Source organism: Micromonospora cynarisoli (assembly GCF_030518815.1).
Lineage (GTDB): Bacteria > Actinomycetota > Actinomycetes > Mycobacteriales > Micromonosporaceae > Micromonospora > Micromonospora wenchangensis.
The window spans coordinates 6,214,472-6,230,483 of record NZ_CP130426.1; the positions used below are offsets into that span (position 1 = coordinate 6,214,472).

Here is a 16,012-nt window from a genome sequence, read left to right on the forward strand (position 1 = left end):
TGTGTACGAGGTGGGTCGATGCCGACCCGCCGGGGCGACGCCGCCTCCAGCGTGCAGAAATCGACGTTTGTCTGGGGAGAGAGCAGAACATGAACGAACAACAGGACAGTCGGCTGTGGGCCCGATGGCGGCGGGCGGCCCGCGCCGCCGTCGCCGTGGCGGCGGTCTCGCTCGGGGCCGCCACGCTCGCGGTGGGCTTCTCGGCGGGTGCGGCCGTCGCGGGCGTCGGCGTCACCGGGCAGGGCGCGTCCGGCGTCGCGCTCGCCGCCGCCTCGGTCTCCCAGATCACCACGGGTGACCTGCACACCTGTGCGATCCGTACCGACGGGACGCTGTGGTGCTGGGGGGACAACTACGGCGGCAAGCTCGGTGACGGCACCACCACCAACCGCACCACCCCGGTGCAGGTCGGCACCGCCACCACCTGGTCGAAGGTCGACGCGGGCACCAGCAACACCTGCGCGATCCGCACCGACGGCACGCTGTGGTGCTGGGGCGGCAACTACAACGGGCAGCTCGGTGACGGCACCACCACCAGCCGGAGCACCCCGGTGCAGGTCGGCACCGCCACCACCTGGGCCAGCGTCAGCGCGGGCGCCAACCACACCTGTGGCGTGCAGACCACCGGCACCCTGTGGTGCTGGGGCCTGAACCGCAACGCGCAGCTCGGCGTCGGCACGTCCCCCTCCCGGGCGACGAGCCCGGTGCAGGTGGGCACGGAGACCACCTGGACGAGCGTCACCACCGGATACGCGCACAGCTGCGGCGTGCGTACCGGCGGCACCCTGTGGTGCTGGGGCGACAGCACCGACGGGCAGCTCGGCGTCGGCATCCTCGGCTACCGGGCCACCCCGGCGCAGGTGGGCACCGCGACCTCGTGGGCCGGCGTGACGGCCGGGCACGCGCACACCTGCGCGAACCGCACCGACGGGACGCTGTGGTGCTGGGGCGAGAACGGGTACGGCCAGGTCGGCGCCGGCACCGGCGTGCAGACCAGCCCGATCCAGGTCGGCACCGCGACCACCTGGACGAAGGTGGACGCCAGCGTGGACTCGTCGTGCGCGGTGCGTACCGACGGGAGCCTGTGGTGCTGGGGCAACAACGGGTTCGGGCAGTTGGGTGACGGCACCACCACCCACCGGTCCGCCCCGCTGCGCGTCGGCACCCTGACCACCTGGACGCCGAACCTGGCCGTCAGCTACCACAGCTGCGGCGTGCGCACCGACGGGAGCCTGTGGTGCTGGGGCAACAATATGTCGGGGCAGTTGGGTGACGGCACCACCACCCACCGGTCGACCCCGGCGCAGCTGGTCCTGCCGGGCTGATCCGCAGGAGGCGCGCCGCCGACCCGCGCCGCCGCCGATCCGGCGACGGCCGGGTCGGCGGTGTGCCCGCCTCCTGTCGGTGTGGGGCCTCCGCCGGCACATTCGTCTGATCATTACGAAAGTCTCCCGCCGGCCGTGGCCGCCGACAGGCGCGTTGATCGGCGGTTTCGCTCCACTGGCGACGTTGACCGGCGCGCGTTACGGTGCCTAACATGTGACGTCTGATCATCGATGATCAACGATGTCAGGGCTGCGCGGGTCACGGGCAGCGCCCCGTCCCGCGCCGCAGAGCTTCGGGGCCGGAGACCGGCTGGGGAGGCGAGTCGAATGTTCAGTTCAACAGGTCGTCGACGGAGTGTGGGTGGCGGCGGGGCACCGCGCGGACCGTGGCACAGCGGGTGGCGTCCGCGCCGGTGGGCCGCATCGTTGCTCGGGGCGACGGTCGCGGCGGCGGCCGTGCTCACCGGGTTCGCCTCGCCCGCCCAGGCGGCGACCGCCATCACGATCAACGGCGGGTCCGGCGGCCGGGCGCTGGACGGCATCGGCGCGGTCAGCGGCGGCGGCGGCAACAGCCGGCTGCTCGTCGACTACCCCGAGCCGCAGCGCAGCGACATCCTGGACTACCTGTTCAAGCCGGGCTACGGCGCGGCGATGCAGCTGATGAAGGTGGAGATCGGCGGCGACACCAACTCCACCTCAGGCGCCGAGCCCAGCCACGAGCACACCCGGGGCAGCATCAACTGCAACCGGGGCTACGAGTGGTGGATGATGGAGCAGGCCCGGGCCCGCAACCCCAACATCGCCCTGGTCGGCCTGGCCTGGGGCGCGCCCGGCTGGATCGGCAACGGCAACTTCTGGTCCAACGACTCGATCGACTACCTGGTGGCCTGGCTGGACTGCGCGGGCACCCACGGGCTGACCATCAACTACCTGGGCGGGTGGAACGAGAAGGGCTACAACACCACCTGGTACAAGAACCTGCGCTCCACCCTCAACGCCCGCGGCTACGGCAACGTGAAGATCGTCGCCTCGGACGACTTCGGCTGGGGGGCCGCCGACGACTCGCTGCGCGACCCGGCCTTCGGCAACGCCGTGCAGGTCTTCGGCAGCCACTACGTCTGCGGCTACCGCAGCGCCCAGACCAGCTGCCCCAGCTCCGCCAACGCGGTGTCCACCGGCAAGTCGCTGTGGGCCAGCGAGAACGGCTCCGACGACTACAACGCCGGCGCGCAGGCGCTCGCCCGGGGCATCAACCGGGGCTACCTCGACGGCAAGATGACCGCCTACATCAACTGGCCGGTCATCGCCGCCATCACCCCCAACATCCCGTGGGCGACCACGGGCGTGGCGGTGGCCCAGCAGCCGTGGTCCGGGGCCTACTCGATCGGCAAGAACGCCTGGGTGATGGCGCAGACCACCCAGTTCACCGCACCGGGCTGGCGCTACCTCGACGCGTCGAGCGGGTACCTCGGCGGCAACCGCAACAACGGCAGCTACGTCTCGCTGAAGTCGACCAACAACAGCGACTACAGCACCATCATCGAGACGATGGACGCCGGCGGGGCGCAGACCCTCGACTTCACCGTCACCGGCGGCCTGTCCACCGGCACGGTACGGGTCTGGTCGACGAACGTGCGCTCCAACAACAGCGCCGACCACTTCGTGCGGGGCAGCGACATCACCCCGAGCGGCGGGCGCTTCTCGCTCACCGTCCAGCCCGGCTACGTCTACAGCATCACCACCACCAGCGGGCAGGGCAAGGGCACGGCGGTCAGCCCGGCGCAGGGCAACCTGAAGCTGCCGTACACCGACACCTTCGACTCGTACGCCACCGGCCGTGAGGCGCGGTACCTGATGGACCAGCAGGGCTCGTTCGAGATCGTCGGGTGCGCCGCCGGCCGCAGCGGGCAGTGCGTCAGGCAGATGTCCGAGCAGGCCCCGATCTACTGGACCTCCGGCCAGGCCGAGCCGTACACCCTGCTGGGCGACCTGACCTGGCGCAACTACACGGTCTCCTCCGACGTGCTGCTGGAGAAGTCCGGCTACGCGCAGCTCATCGGGCGCGGCAACACCTACAACCACCAGGGCCCGCAGAACATGAACGGGTACTACTTCCGGGTCACCGACGGCGGGGCCTGGTCGATCCGCAGCAACAACACCAGCGGCAACTGGCGCACCCTGGCCAGCGGCAACACCTCGGCGCTGGGCACCGGGCGGTGGCACAACCTGGCGTTCACGCTCAACGGCAGCACCCTGACCGCCGCCATCGACGGCACCACCGTCGGCACGGCCACCGACTCGACCTGGGTCGCCGGCCAGATCGGGTACGGCACCGGCCAGGGGGTCACCGCCCAGTTCGACAACCTCTCGGTGACCGCCGTCGGCTCCCCGGGCACCCCCACCGGTGAGATCCGGGGCGCGGGCTCGAACCGGTGCCTGGACGTCAACGGGGCCAGCCAGACCGACGGCGCGGTGGTGCAGATCTGGGACTGCAACGGCGGTGCCAACCAGCGCTGGTCACTCACCTCGACCAACCAGCTCACCGTCTACGGCAACAAGTGCCTGGACGTGGCGAGCGCCGCGTCAGGCACCCGGGCCCGGATCTGGAGCTGCACCGGCGGCACCAACCAGCAGTGGCGGCTCAACGCCGACGGCACCATCGTCGGGGTCGCCTCGGGGCTGTGCCTGGACATCAACGGCGGGGCCACCGCCAACGGTTCCGCCGTCCAGCTCTGGACCTGCAACGGCGGCAGCAACCAGCAGTGGATACGTGGCTGAGCAGCGACAGTGACGCACGAGCGGGCGGTCCCGGTGGCACCGGGACCGCCCGCCGTTTCGGTGCGCTCAGGAACCGGTCGGGTCAGGCCGTTCGACAGCTGACCGTGGGCCAGGTCCAGTTGCCGTTCGCCATGATGGTGATGCCGAAGTTGTTGCCGTTACCGTTCGGCCTGGCGGTGACGGTGCCGGTGGTGCCGCTGACCGAGGCGTTCCAACTGTTCTGGATGCTCTGGCCACCGTTGAGGCCGAGGCTGACCACCCAGTTGCTGGTGCCGCTGACTGCGACGTTGAGATTGAACCGGTCACCCCACTGCTCGGCGGCCGAGAGCACCGCGGTGCAGTTGCCGCCGGCGGGCGGGGTGGTCGGGTTGCCGGTCGGCCCGCTGGTCGGGTTGCCGCTGCCACCCTCGGTGACGGTGATGTCGGAGCTGCCCTGGCTCTGGTAGCCCTCGGTCGCCATGATCTGGTAGCTGTGGTTGGTGCCGAGGTTCAGGCCGGCGCGGGCCCAGGCGTCGAAGTGGTTGGCGGTGGTGATGGTGCCGCTGCTGCGCTTCTGCTGCCGGACGCTCCAGTACTGGTAGAACGTCTGGTTGCCGTCGATCGACGGGGCGTTGGTCCGCAGGCTGCGCAGGATGTCGTAGGTGCCGCCGTCGGTGGTCACCGTGCCCAGCCGGGTGGCGCCGCTGCTCGGGTTGTAGCTGCCGAAGTTCTCCACCACGTAGTACTCGATGAGCGGGTTGCGGGTCCAGCCGTACAGGGCCAGGTAGGTGTTGTTGTTGCCCGGGTTGTAGTTGCCCGAGTAGCTGACCGTCCGCCGGGTGCCGGTGGCCCAGCCCTTGCCGCCGACCCAGTTGTTGGTGCTCCGGTCCCAGCTGCTGCTGTAGCGGCCGTCGGCACGCAGCGTCATGCTGGCGTTGCCGCTGTCCTTCCAGAACGAGAAGAAGTAGCCGTTGTGCGTGCCGGTGAGGTTGGAGGTGAGGGTCCGGTCGTTCTCCGCGTACGCGTTGGGCGAGGCGATGAACGTGCCGGTGACGGCGAGCGCCGCGGCGCACGCGGCGCTGAGCAGCAGCCGCAGGCGACCGCTCCTTCGCGGTCGGGTCGAGGTGTCGCTCATGTACGTGTTCCTCCTCGTGACAGCTGGCGGACGCCAGCGACGCGGTACGACCCGGTGGACTGTCCGTGGCCAGGTGCGGCAGCCGGTCATTGCGCGTGTGCCACCACGCGGTGGTGGGCCGGTCGTCCAGCAGAACCGGGGGGACGGGTCGCGGTGGGTGGTGTCGACAGCATCGAATGCCGTCGATGGCGACGGTAGGGTGTCGATACTCCGCCTGTCAACAAGTTTCGGAAATCTTCCCGAAACATCGCCCTGAGCAGCTGTCGGGCGCGGGGCCGATTTCGACGGGTTGACGTCGGCTGTCACCGAGATGGGCCCGTGACGGGCGTGTATCAATTCGGCGTCGAGGGGCGTGCCTCCCCTGTATACCCGAAAGTTTCGAGCACCGCCAGCCGGGGCGAACGCGGACCGCCCGCCCACCGGCCCGGGGTCGCGGGCGGGTGGACGGGCGGTGGGTGACGCGGCCGGCGTCGGTCGGTCAGATCACCATCGACGGCAGGGGCCAGCGGCGCAGCCGGTGTGGCAGCCACACCAGCAACTCGCCGATCTTCGTGACCAGGCCCTCCGCGCCGAAGTCACGGGCGATGGCGAGGTCGACCGCGGTGACGGCGGCACCGTCCAGCAACTGGTCGAGCACCGCCAGGTAGGCCGGATCGTCGATGGTCAGCAGGTTCAACCGGCCGGAACGGCGGTCCCGCACCTGGACGAACCCCGGCCCCCGACGGTAGGTGCACTTGTCGAAGTAGAAACCCCTGACCCAGGCGTCGAGCTGCCCGGCCGGGTCACCCACGCCCCCCGGCGCGGGGAGCAGCTCGACAGGCGTCCGTAGGTGGCTGTACGGGAGCCACTCGTCGGCCTCGACGCCGGGCAGCCGCAGCCGCCAGTCGACGGCGATGCCGTGGCTGGTCAGCTCCCGGACCAGCACCAGTCGGCGGACCGTGTCGGCGGCCGTCGCGTCGTCCCCGGTGACCGTCAGGTCCACCGCGTCGGGAAGGTCGACCCGGCGGACCCCCTCGCAACGCCACCGGGCGACCGCGTCGGCGGCCGGCTCGCGCAGCTCGGCCGGACCGATGGTCATGCCGGGGATGGACAGGACGGCCGGGTCGTGGTCCCGGGCGAGACCGACCAGGATGGGCCGCAGACCGGTGTCGGTGGTGGACACGTTCCCTCCCCTCAGACCGCGGTGAGCACGGCCGGCTCGCCCGCCTCGGCGGCGGCCCGGGTCTCCGCGGCCTCGCGTTCCAGGTGCAGGTGGTCGATCCGCAGCAGATCCTGGTTCATCGCCTGCGGCGCGATCTGGATGAACTGCCCCGCGTCCTCGTAGACGAGGCCGAGATCGCGCCAGCGCCGCAGCAGCGCCGCCAGGACCGGCTCGTCGACCGACAGCCGCCGGCTCAACGCGGCGACGCTGTGCGGCTGGTCGAGCTGCCGGAAGACGGCCAGCTCCACCGGGTCGGTCAGCCGCAGCACGTGCCAGTCGAAGTGCTTGCGCCGGCTGACCAGCACGATCTCGTCGCCGAGGTCGTGGTGGGTGAGCCGGCTGCGGGCGTACTCGTGCTGCCACTCGGTGACCGCCCGGTCCAGTCGGCCGGCCGTCTCGCCGTCGATGCCCTGCGGCGGGACGTCGAACAGGTACGCCAGGTCCATCAGCTCCGACTCGGGCAGGTCGTAGATCAGCCGGTACTGCGCCGCCGGCCGCAGGTCGGTGAACCCGAGGTCGGGGCGGACGAAGAACGGGCTGAACCGTTCGATGGCGATCCGGGTGCTGCCGTCGGCCGGGCACAGGTGGTGCAGCGCCGGCATCTGCTCGATGACCGGCAGGTAGTCGGCGTCGGTCTCGCCCGGGAACCCGTACAGGTAGTTCCAGGCGATGGTGATACCGCTGGTCTCGGCGTCGCGCAGCATCCGGATGTTGAGGCAGCCGCTGACCCCCTTGTCCATCAGCTTGAGCACCCGGCTGCTCAGGCTCTCGATACCTGGCTGCACGCTGACCAGGCCGGCGTCGGCCAGCGCCTGCACCTGCGGGCCCTTCATGTTCGACTTGATCTCGTACTGCAACCGCAGGTCGTAGTCGGACTCGGTGAGCCGGGGCAGCAGCGAGGTCACGTAGCTCATGTCGAGGATGTTGTCCACGACGAACATGTCCAGCACCTGGTGCCGCTCGACCAGTTCGATGATCTCGTCGTAGAACCTGCCCGGGTGCTTGCTGCGGAACTGCATGAACGACCCGTTGAGGCCGCAGAACGTGCAGTGGTGCTTCTCGCCCCACCAGCAGCCCCGCGCCCCCTCGACGACCAGCCGGGGCTCGACCCAGTTGCGGGCCCGGGAGGCGGCCAGCCGCTCGAAGTAGCCCCCGTAGTCGGGGGCGACGATCTCGGCGGGCGGCAGCGGCTTGCTGCTCATCGGGTTCGCCACCGAACGACCGTCGGCGTCGGCCCAGCACAGCCCCTCGATGCCGGTCAGCGCGTCCGCCGGCACCGCGCCGGCCGTGGGCAGCGTCGGCACCGCGCCGGCCGGCGGCAGCGTCGCGTCGATCGCGGCGAGCAGCCGGGGGAACACCGCCTCGCCCTCGCCACGGACCACGTAGTCGACGAACGAGAAGTTGCGGTGGATCGCGGCGCCCTGCTCGCCGTCGCAGTTCGCGCCGCCCATCACCGTGCGGATGCCCGGTGCCCGCTTCTTGACCGCCCGGGCGGTGGCGAGCGCGGCGGCGTTCTGCTGGAACGTGGAGGTGAAGCCGACCACGTCGGGTGCCCGGGCGACGATCCGGTCGGCCAGCTCGGCGACGAACTCCGGCGCCAACCGGTGCAGCTCCAGGTTGAGCGCGAGTTCCCGCTCCGTCATCTGGGCCCGGGCGCGGTCGGTGAACTCTTTCACGCGCCATTGCGGATCGCCGTACAGGGCGGAGGAGAAGACCCAGTCGCCGCAGCCGGCGAAATAGGTGAACAACGAGTAGTAGTAATAGTCGCCCAGCCCGAACTCCGTCCGGTCGACCACCCAGTCGACGAAGTCGAGATTCGCGTGGACGGCCTCCACCTCGGCGTCCGGCAATTTCTGGCGGACACTGTTGGTGAGGATTCCAATCGCCAACGAGGGGACGTCGATGGAAGTCCAGGGCGTATTGACCAGCAGAACCCGCACGTGAACTCTCCTTTCTCGTGAGGTCCGGGCCGGATGACGGGGGATACGGGGTGCGGGCCACCTGCCTGGGCGGCTGGCCCGCACCCCGTACGGCCGCTAGAAGCTGACCTTGACCGTGACCGTGACCGTGACGTTCGAGGCCCGAAGCTGGTCGCGGTTGCCGTTGATCGGGTCGTTCTCGACAACGTTCTTGCGCATGTCGTTCACCTCCTCTCCGTATCGGGGGGACCGGGTCACGTGCCGGGGTCAGCCCACCGGGCGCGCCATCGCGAGCGCTACCGGGGTGCCTTCGTCCTGCACGCCGTCGAAGTGCCGCTGCATGAACAGCAGCACGGTCTGCATCAGAGCCAGGTGACTCTGCGCGTCGAAGTCCTCGTGTCCGGCCCGCCGCCGGACCAGCTGGTGCGGGACGCGCCGCTCGGCCAGCAGCCGTGCGTAGTGCTCCACAGGCGCCGGCGGGCAGCGCACGTCGCCGGTGGAGACGGCCAGCAGCACCGGCGCCCGGACCCGGTCGACGTAGGTGACCGGCGAGGACCTGGCGTAGCGCTGCGGCACCTCGTCCGGGGTGCCGCCGAACAGCAGCACGTCCAGCGCCCGGACCGCCGGGGTGGCCGCCTCGAACGCGGCGACGTAGTCGGCCACCGGGCTGATCGCGATCCCGAGCCGCCACAGCTCCGGTTGCCGGCCGAGCGCGAGCAGGGTCAGGTAGCCGCCCCACGAGGTGCCCCACAGCGCGGTGCGGTGGTCCTCGACGACCCCCTCGGCGACCAGGTGGGCCCGGACCGCGGCGAGGTCCTCCAACTGGGTGAGGCCGACCCCGGCGGAGAAGTCGTTGCGCCAGGCCGCGCCGTACCCGCTGGAGCCCCGGTAGTTGACCCGGACCACCGCGCAGCCGGTGCTGACCAGGATCTCGACCAGCGGGTCGTAGGCGTCGCGGGCGTGCTGGAAGGGTCCACCGTGGACCAGGAAGACGGCCGGCCGGGGGCCTTCCCGGTCGGTCGGGAGGGCCACCAGGGCGGGGATCGGGCCGCCCGGTCCGGGCACCCGGATCTCCTCGCGGCGGTGGCCCGCCGGTGCCGCGACGGGGGCCGGCCCGCCCGCGTCGGGCCCGCCGCCGGGGTGCTCGGGCAGCTCCACCCCCCGCACCGAGCGCAGTTGCGGCGGGGTCACCGAGTCGGTCCACACGTACGCGACGTCACCGTCCGGCCAGACGGCGGCGTCCAGGACGCTGCCCGGCGGGGTGTCGACCACCGCCCGGGTACCGGCGGCGAGGTCCACCTCGTGCAGCAGGGTGCGGGCGTGCCGGTCCTGCCGGACGAGCAGGCGCTGCCCGTCGGGGTACCAGCCGGCGGTGATCTCGGTGTCGAAGCGGCACCACTCGTGCCGGACCAGCCCGTCGGCGGCGGTCCAGGTGGCCGGGAGGTAGCCGCCCTCGTCCTCGACCACCAGCAGCAGCCGGGCCGGGTCGACGCCCGGGGCGAAGCCGAGCCCCCACACCCGACGGTCCGGCCCGCCGGGGATGCCGGCCACCCGGGCGCCGTCGGCGGTGAACACCGTCACCGCCGGGTCGGTGGCGGCGTCGCCGCCGACCACCAGCAGCCGTCCGGCCGGGTCGAGGTCGACCAGGTAGGCGTAGCCGCCGACGTGGACCCGTTCACCGACCCGACCGTCGCCGGTACGCAGGAGGACTGTCATCCCGCCGTCGTCGGAGAGGCCGACGGCGGTGGTGCCGTCGGCGGCCATCGCGATGCCGGCGTGCCGGGCGGGCGGCACCGACGGCAGCGCCTCCACCGACCGGTCGGGCCGGTCGAAGTCGCACGTCCGCCAGGTGCCCACGCCGCCGAGATCGTCGTCGAACCACCAGATGGTGGCCCCCGCCGGGTCGAGCGCCGCCCGGACCGTGCCGGCCGGGCGGTCGGTCACCTGCCGGGCGGTGCCGGCGGCCCGGTCCCAGGCCAGGATCTCGCAGCGGCCGTCGGCGTCGCCGACGTAGACGGCCCGGTGCGGCGCGTGTTCGGCGACGACCGGCAGTGCCGGGTAGAAGAGCCGGTGGCCGCGACTCATCGGTGGGCCTCCTCGGGGGCGGGGCTGGCCCCGGCGTCGCCGTCGGCGGTGGCGGGGTTGGCGGCGGCGCTGTCGCCGGTGCCGGCCGTCGCGCCGGAGCCGGCGCGGAGCTGACGCACGACGAGGGTGGTGTACGTGGCCAGCAGCGCCAGCGCGGCGGCGAACACCAGGGCTACCGTGGCGGGGCTGTACCAGGCGACCAGCACCCCGGCCAGCAGCGGTGCGGGCGTCTGGAGCACCTCGCCGACGGTGCCCATCACGGTGGCCACCCGGCCCTGGAGTTCGTCGGGCGTCAGCGCGATCACCCGGGACTGGAAGATCACCCCGAGCAGCGGACTGAGCAGGAAGACCAGCCCGAACAGCAGGCCGTAGCTCCAGGTCTGCCGGGCCTGGGACATCGCGACGACCAGGCCGACCATGGCCCACGAGGCGAACACGATGACGGTGACCGGCCGGACCCGACTGAAGATCATCGGTGCGGCCAGCGCCCCGCTGAGGCCGCCGACGCTGGCGATGGTGAGGATCAGGCCGATCGACGCGGCCGGTGCGCCCTGCCGGCCGGCGGTCAGGATGGCGTAGTAGACGAGCGCGCCGAAGGTGAAGTTGATGCCGGCCGCCCAGATCGTCACGAAGCGCAGGAACGGCTGCCCCCAGACGAACCGCAGCCCCTCCCGCAGGTCGGTGCGGAACGAGGTGCGCTGGGCGCGCTCGGGGGTGAGGTCGGTGCGGATGGTGGCCACCAGCCCCGCCGCGAACAGGTAGGACACCACGTCCGCCAGGAACGGCAGCCAGCGCGCGAGCTGGTAGAGCGCGCCGCCGAGCAGCGGGCCGACGATCCGGGCGGCGTTGTTGCGGGCCTCCAGCCGGGCCAGCGCCTTCTGGTCGTCGGTGGGCAGCAGCCGCCGGATGGCGCCGGAACCGGCCGCCTCGTAACCGCTCTGCGCGACCCCCTCGACGAACGCGGCGGCGGCCAGCAACCCGAGGGTCGGCACGCCGGCCGCGACGGAGACGAGGATCGCGGTCATCGCGCCGGCCGCGACCAGCAGCGAGACGATCATCATGCGTTTGCGCGGCAGCCGGTCGGCCAGCACCCCCGTCACCGGCGCGGCGACGAGTCGACCGGTGAGGGCCAGCGCGCCCACCAGCCCGGCTGCCGCCGGTGACCGGGTCACGGCCAGGGTGACCAGCGGGAGCACGATGCCGGTGGCCTGAGATCCGATCTGGTCGATCGCCCCGGCGATCCAGTAACGGTGGAAATCGCCGCCCCGGTGGGGATTGTCGCCCGGCTTCACGTCCTGGGTGGGGGCGGCTGTCATAGCCCCGGCCGCACAGTTTCCATGATTTTCCCAAATCTGTGTGCGAGGTCTGTCCGTTAAAGGTTTCGCATGATCCGGGGTGACAATTCAGACCCCAATGTCGAGTGGGGTGCCCACGAGGCTAACAATGTCGTGTGCAGAAAGCAAGGATTCAAATACGCTCAGTTATGGCAGTTATTCGGTTGTGGGGATGATGGGTGACTTGTGTGCCTCTGTCAAAGAATCTGCACTACGCGCCGAGCCTCCGACCGGTCCGGGTGCCTGCTGTTTTCCATCCAGTGGGATTCGTTGTCAATTAGTGACGTGTGACGATGTCACAAGATGATGCCGTCCTCCGGTCGACGATTCTGTGAATCCTGTCCCCGGCCGGGCGACGCAGCATGGCCGCCGCGACGTCCAGCTCCGTCGGGAGTACGCGGCGGGCAGCACCCCGGTCGGCACGATGGCCCGGCTGGTCGCCACCAGGTCGGCCGGTGCCTTCCGGGCGGTGGGATCTCGACGACCTCGGCCACCCGGACGCCGCCCGGGTCCGGGAGCGGCTGAACCGGGCCGCGACCGGGACCGCGGCCGAGGACTGGCGATCCGATGCCACCTGGCACCGGCGGAAGAGACCGGCCGGTGCCAGGTGGCCCGGGGTCAACCCGTGGTGCAGCTCGGCACCGGGACGCCGGGGCTGCCGCTGGACGAGCCGAGGAACCCGAACGAGGTGCTGGCACCGGCCGCGAGCGCGCCGTTGTAGGCGACGTTGCGGGCGGTGACCGACGTACCCTGGCTGGTCACGGTCGCGTTCCAGGCCTGGGTGACCCGCTCGCCGTTGGCGTACGCCCAGGTCACGGTCCAGTTGCTGATCGCCGAGGCGCCGGCGGTGACCCGTACCTCGCCCTGGAATCCGCCTGTCCACTGGCTGGTCACGGTGTACGTCGCGGTGCAGCGCGCGGCGCTCGGGGGCGGGGTCGTGGTGGGTGGCGGCGGGGTGGTGGTGGTCGGCGGTGGGGTGGTGGTGGGCGGTGGGGTGGTCGGGGTGGGCGACGGGGGTGGCGTGGTGACCGGGCCACCCCAGCCGGCGGCGGAGTCCAACCAGGCCGCCCGGCGCAGCATCCAGTCCCGCATGGCCTGGACCTGGCCCTGCCAGGTGGACGCGGTCGGGGTGTAGAACGGGCCGACCATCGGCGCGGTCAGGTTGGGCCAGCGCTGGAAGTTGCGCTGCGCGGCGTTGGTCAACGGTGCGGCCAGCGCGTTGATCCGGGTCTGCAGGGCGGTGTCGGCGAGCAGGCCCCGGCGCAGCGTCTGCCAGCGGGACCGGAGCTGGTTGACGAAGGCCGGATCGCGCACCAGTTGCGGGAACCAGTCGTTGGCCAGCGGCTGCCGGGTCTGCTGGTACTGCCAACCGGCGATCTGGTCGTTGCCGAAGTAGCCACCGACGCCGAAGGTGAGGTCGTAGTCCCACAGCGGACCGGCGAAGATCTTGGTGTCGCGGTCCTTGTAGAAGTACGCGCTGCGGATGTAGGAGTCCATCTCCCGGCTGAGTTCGTTGAGGACCATCTGGTCCACGAACGAGTCGACGTCGATGTACTTCCGGTAGCCGGTGACCGGGTCGGCGGAGTTCGCCGCCCGGAGCACGTCGTGGAACTCCTGGACGTAGCCGCGCAGCCAGTCCCGCTGGGGTGCCTGCAACGGTGAGGGGTCCCGCACCTCCAGATAGTTCCAGCAGGTCGCCGCCGCACCGGTGCAGGTCAGCGTCGGCTCCTCGGCGGCCAGCCACTCGAAGCTCCAGATGTACCCGCCCTGGATCTTGGGCAGGGTCAGGTCGTCCTCGTCGAGCTGTTTGAGGTCGAGCCGGTTCTTCGAGTTCTTGATCGTCTCCACCAGCATGTAGACGCCCATGTAGTCCCCGGCGGCCACCGGGGCGGCGTCGGTGTTCAGGTAGAACTCCACGAACCGGTACCGCGGTGCCGGCATGCCCATCTCGCGCCCGAGATCGTAGACGAGCGCCTCCCGGATCAGCGCCTTGTCGCTGAACGGCCCGCGCAGCACCCAGTCGGAGTCGGCAGGCATGCCGAGCATGGGGTAGTCGGCGTCGTCGTTGTCGTTGCCGCGCAGTTCGACGCGGTACGGCGTCTTCTCGAACGACGCCGACGACTGGCCGCGCAGGTGGAACCCGGCACGGGTGGCGACCGTCGGGGTCGCGGCCAGCGAGGTGGTGCCACCGCCGCCCGGCTCGAAGACCATGGCGGTGGCGTCGAGGTACTCGCGGCCGGGCTTGCCGGCACCGTACGAGTCGAGCAGGACCACCGGCAGGTCGTGGGCGGTGGCGACGTTCTGGGCGACGTACATGGCGGTCCCGGGCGCACCGGAGGCGGTCTGGCCGATGAATGCCTGCACGCGCAACTGGGTGGTCCTGGTGAACCGGAGCGGTGTGTCCGCGTACACCGGCGACTGCGCGGTGGGCAGCCGGCCGTCGGTGGTGTAACGCAACTGCGCTCCGCCGATCGCGGTGCTCAGCGAGACCGTCACCTCCCCCTGGAAGGTGCCGCTCGGCCGGGAGAAGACGATGTCGCCGACCAGGTCGTCCGCCGCACCGGCGGCGGCGGCGTCGGCGGCGGAGGTGTCCAGGCCGGTGGTGACGCCGGCGCGGGCGGGGGGCGGGTCGGTGGTCGCGGTGGAGGGGCCGGCCTGTGCCGTGTGCGGCACGAGGAGCCCGGTGAGGAGCATGGCCACGGCCGCGATTCCGACGGTACGTCGGGTGGGCGGGCGAACGGTCAGACGCACGATGTCTCCTGGGTGACTCGGGGGACGGTGGTGGATGCCGGTGCCGCCGACCCGGTGGCGTCGCGGAAGTGGCGGCGCAGCGTCCGTCGCCACGGCGCGTCCGGCAGGTCCGGTCGCAGGGCGGCCAGGCCTGTCGCGTACTTCGAGATGCGGGCGGGCCGGGTGCCGCGCTGCCACAGCAGCCGGTCGACCGGGCCGGCGGCCGACCGGCTCTTGGTCTCGACCACGGCGACCCCGGGCAGACCCAGGGCACGCCGGTCGTCCTGCCAGTGCAGGTCGGTGTCGATGGTGACCCGGCTCGCGGTCGCCGGCAGCAGCAGCGTGGTACGCCGGTAGCCGGTCACCAGCACGGGTTCGAGAGGTCCACCGGCGGGAGCGGGCCGGACCGACTCGCGGTCGAGCGCCTCGTCGACGAAGTCCCGCCCCGACCCGACGGTACGACGGTCCTCCGACCGGTAGGGCAGCCGGTGCTTGGTGACCAGCCCCCGGGCTCCGCTGATCTTGACTTCCAGCCAGCACTCCGCCGAGTCGAGATAGGTGCGGGTACGCACCTTGAACCGTCGCCGCCGCCGGTACGCCGCGCAGTGGTAGCTGGCCAGGGACGGGGTGTCGAAGTACACCGACTCGTAGCGGAAGGTGCGGGTGCCGCCGATGTCCAGCACCCGGGCGGACGGGGCGATCCGGTCGAGCAGGCCGGGCAGCTCGTCCAGCGGGACGACGTACTTGCGGTCCACCCGGCTCTGTAGCGCGGCCCGGTCGATCAGCTCGGCGAGCCCGACCGGGGGCAGGCCGGCCAGCGCCGACGCGAACGGCGGCGGGGTCATCGACGTGCTCCCGCCGGCACCGGCGAACCGGGGGTGGACGCCGGGGTGCGGCGGGCCACCGAGTAGCGCACGTCGACCACTGTGGTCTCGTTGACCAGGTCGACCCGCTGGGCGGTGGCGACGTGCACCCGGGCGTTGAGCAGCTGTTCCAGGTGGGCGACGAGGGCGACGTGGTCGGTGACGGCCGAGTCGAGCACCAGGATCTGGTGCCGGTAGTGCCGGAACACGCGGCGGTGGTCCCCGAGGAACATCACCGCGACGATGAGCGCCATCAGGCCGCCGTTGAGCCAGACCGAGCGGGTGCCCAGCGCGCCGAGGATGCCCAGCGCGAGCGCCGAGAAGTAGTACGCCACCTCGTGCTGGTCCAGTTCTGTCGAGCGGAGCCGGATGATGGACAGCACCCCGAACAGGGCCATCCCCAGCCCCAGTCCGGCGCCGACGTTGCTGGCGCTCAGGGCGCTGGCCACCGCGAGGACCCCGACGTTGACCCCCAGGTAGGCGACGACGAGGTCACGGCGTCGATGTCGGGGGAAGTAGAGCCCGAACACGAGCAGCGCCACCGCGCAGATGTCGATCGCGAACAGGACGACCTGCGTCATGTCTCTGGTTCCTCCTGGCTCGGTCGGCGTGCCGGTCCGGCACCGCCTGCGTCAGCTCGGGGAGAAGCCACGGCGGACAGCC

Annotated in this window: 10 protein-coding genes; 2 read left to right on the forward strand and 8 right to left on the reverse strand. The window is 71.4% G+C overall.

The annotated features are described in order from the left end of the window. Window positions 1–89: 89 nt before the first annotated feature. Window positions 90–1,325, forward strand: coding sequence for an RCC1 domain-containing protein (locus tag Q2K16_RS27385; protein WP_302741015.1), 1,236 nt, complete (start codon window positions 90–92; stop codon window positions 1,323–1,325). A gap of 327 nt (window positions 1,326–1,652) precedes the next feature. Then, window positions 1,653–4,103, forward strand: a complete 2,451-nt coding sequence (locus Q2K16_RS27390) for a ricin-type beta-trefoil lectin domain protein (protein WP_489671813.1) — start codon at window positions 1,653–1,655, stop codon at window positions 4,101–4,103. Window positions 4,104–4,185: 82 nt separating this feature from the next. On the opposite strand, the gene Q2K16_RS27395 is transcribed toward Q2K16_RS27390, so the two are convergent. The 8 genes from Q2K16_RS27395 to Q2K16_RS27435 form a co-directional block, all read right to left on the reverse strand. Further along, window positions 4,186–5,217, reverse strand: a complete 1,032-nt coding sequence (locus tag Q2K16_RS27395) for a glycoside hydrolase family 11 protein (RefSeq protein ID WP_302741017.1) — start codon at window positions 5,215–5,217, stop codon at window positions 4,186–4,188. A 478-nt stretch (window positions 5,218–5,695) separates the two neighbouring features. Continuing rightward, a complete protein-coding gene (locus Q2K16_RS27400) occupies window positions 5,696–6,379 on the reverse strand; it encodes a DUF5825 family protein (RefSeq protein ID WP_302741018.1) in 684 nt (227 codons plus the stop codon). A gap of 11 nt (window positions 6,380–6,390) precedes the next feature. Beyond that, window positions 6,391–8,358: a RiPP maturation radical SAM C-methyltransferase gene (locus tag Q2K16_RS27405; RefSeq protein ID WP_302741019.1), complete on the reverse strand. Its 1,968-nt coding sequence runs from the start codon at window positions 8,356–8,358 to the stop codon at window positions 6,391–6,393. 246 nt (window positions 8,359–8,604) lie between these two features. Further along, complete coding sequence (locus Q2K16_RS27410) at window positions 8,605–10,422, reverse strand: prolyl oligopeptidase family serine peptidase (RefSeq protein WP_302741020.1); 1,818 nt, start codon at window positions 10,420–10,422, stop codon at window positions 8,605–8,607. Continuing rightward, window positions 10,419–11,738 carry an MFS transporter gene (locus tag Q2K16_RS27415; RefSeq protein WP_302741022.1) on the reverse strand — a complete coding sequence of 440 codons (1,320 nt, stop codon included), beginning with the start codon at window positions 11,736–11,738 and terminating at the stop codon, window positions 10,419–10,421. The genes Q2K16_RS27410 and Q2K16_RS27415 overlap by 4 nt, the downstream gene beginning before the upstream one ends. Before the next feature lie 636 nt (window positions 11,739–12,374). Further along, window positions 12,375–14,507, reverse strand: a complete 2,133-nt coding sequence (locus Q2K16_RS27425; protein WP_489671814.1) for a CotH kinase family protein — start codon at window positions 14,505–14,507, stop codon at window positions 12,375–12,377. Next, window positions 14,498–15,331 carry a polyphosphate polymerase domain-containing protein gene (locus tag Q2K16_RS27430; protein WP_302741024.1) on the reverse strand — a complete coding sequence of 278 codons (834 nt, stop codon included), beginning with the start codon at window positions 15,329–15,331 and terminating at the stop codon, window positions 14,498–14,500. Before Q2K16_RS27430 ends, Q2K16_RS27425 begins: the two co-directional genes overlap by 10 nt. Continuing rightward, window positions 15,328–15,930 (reverse strand): DUF4956 domain-containing protein, encoded by a 603-nt coding sequence (locus Q2K16_RS27435; RefSeq protein ID WP_302741026.1) that lies wholly within the window; start codon window positions 15,928–15,930, stop codon window positions 15,328–15,330. Before Q2K16_RS27435 ends, Q2K16_RS27430 begins: the two co-directional genes overlap by 4 nt. Window positions 15,931–16,012: the final 82 nt, after the last annotated feature.

Bases quoted from the DNA above. Each gene is read 5' to 3' on its own strand.
- Q2K16_RS27385 (WP_302741015.1), top strand. From the start codon at position 90: ATGAACGAACAACAGGACAGTCGGCTGTGGGCCCGATGGCGGCGGGCG.
- Q2K16_RS27390 (WP_489671813.1), top strand. From the start codon at position 1,653: ATGTTCAGTTCAACAGGTCGTCGACGGAGTGTGGGTGGCGGCGGGGCA.
- Q2K16_RS27395 (WP_302741017.1), bottom strand. From the start codon at position 5,217: ATGAGCGACACCTCGACCCGACCGCGAAGGAGCGGTCGCCTGCGGCTG.
- Q2K16_RS27410 (WP_302741020.1), bottom strand. From the start codon at position 10,422: ATGAGTCGCGGCCACCGGCTCTTCTACCCGGCACTGCCGGTCGTCGCC.
- Q2K16_RS27415 (WP_302741022.1), bottom strand. From the start codon at position 11,738: ATGACAGCCGCCCCCACCCAGGACGTGAAGCCGGGCGACAATCCCCAC.
- Q2K16_RS27430 (WP_302741024.1), bottom strand. From the start codon at position 15,331: ATGACCCCGCCGCCGTTCGCGTCGGCGCTGGCCGGCCTGCCCCCGGTC.
- Q2K16_RS27435 (WP_302741026.1), bottom strand. From the start codon at position 15,930: ATGACGCAGGTCGTCCTGTTCGCGATCGACATCTGCGCGGTGGCGCTG.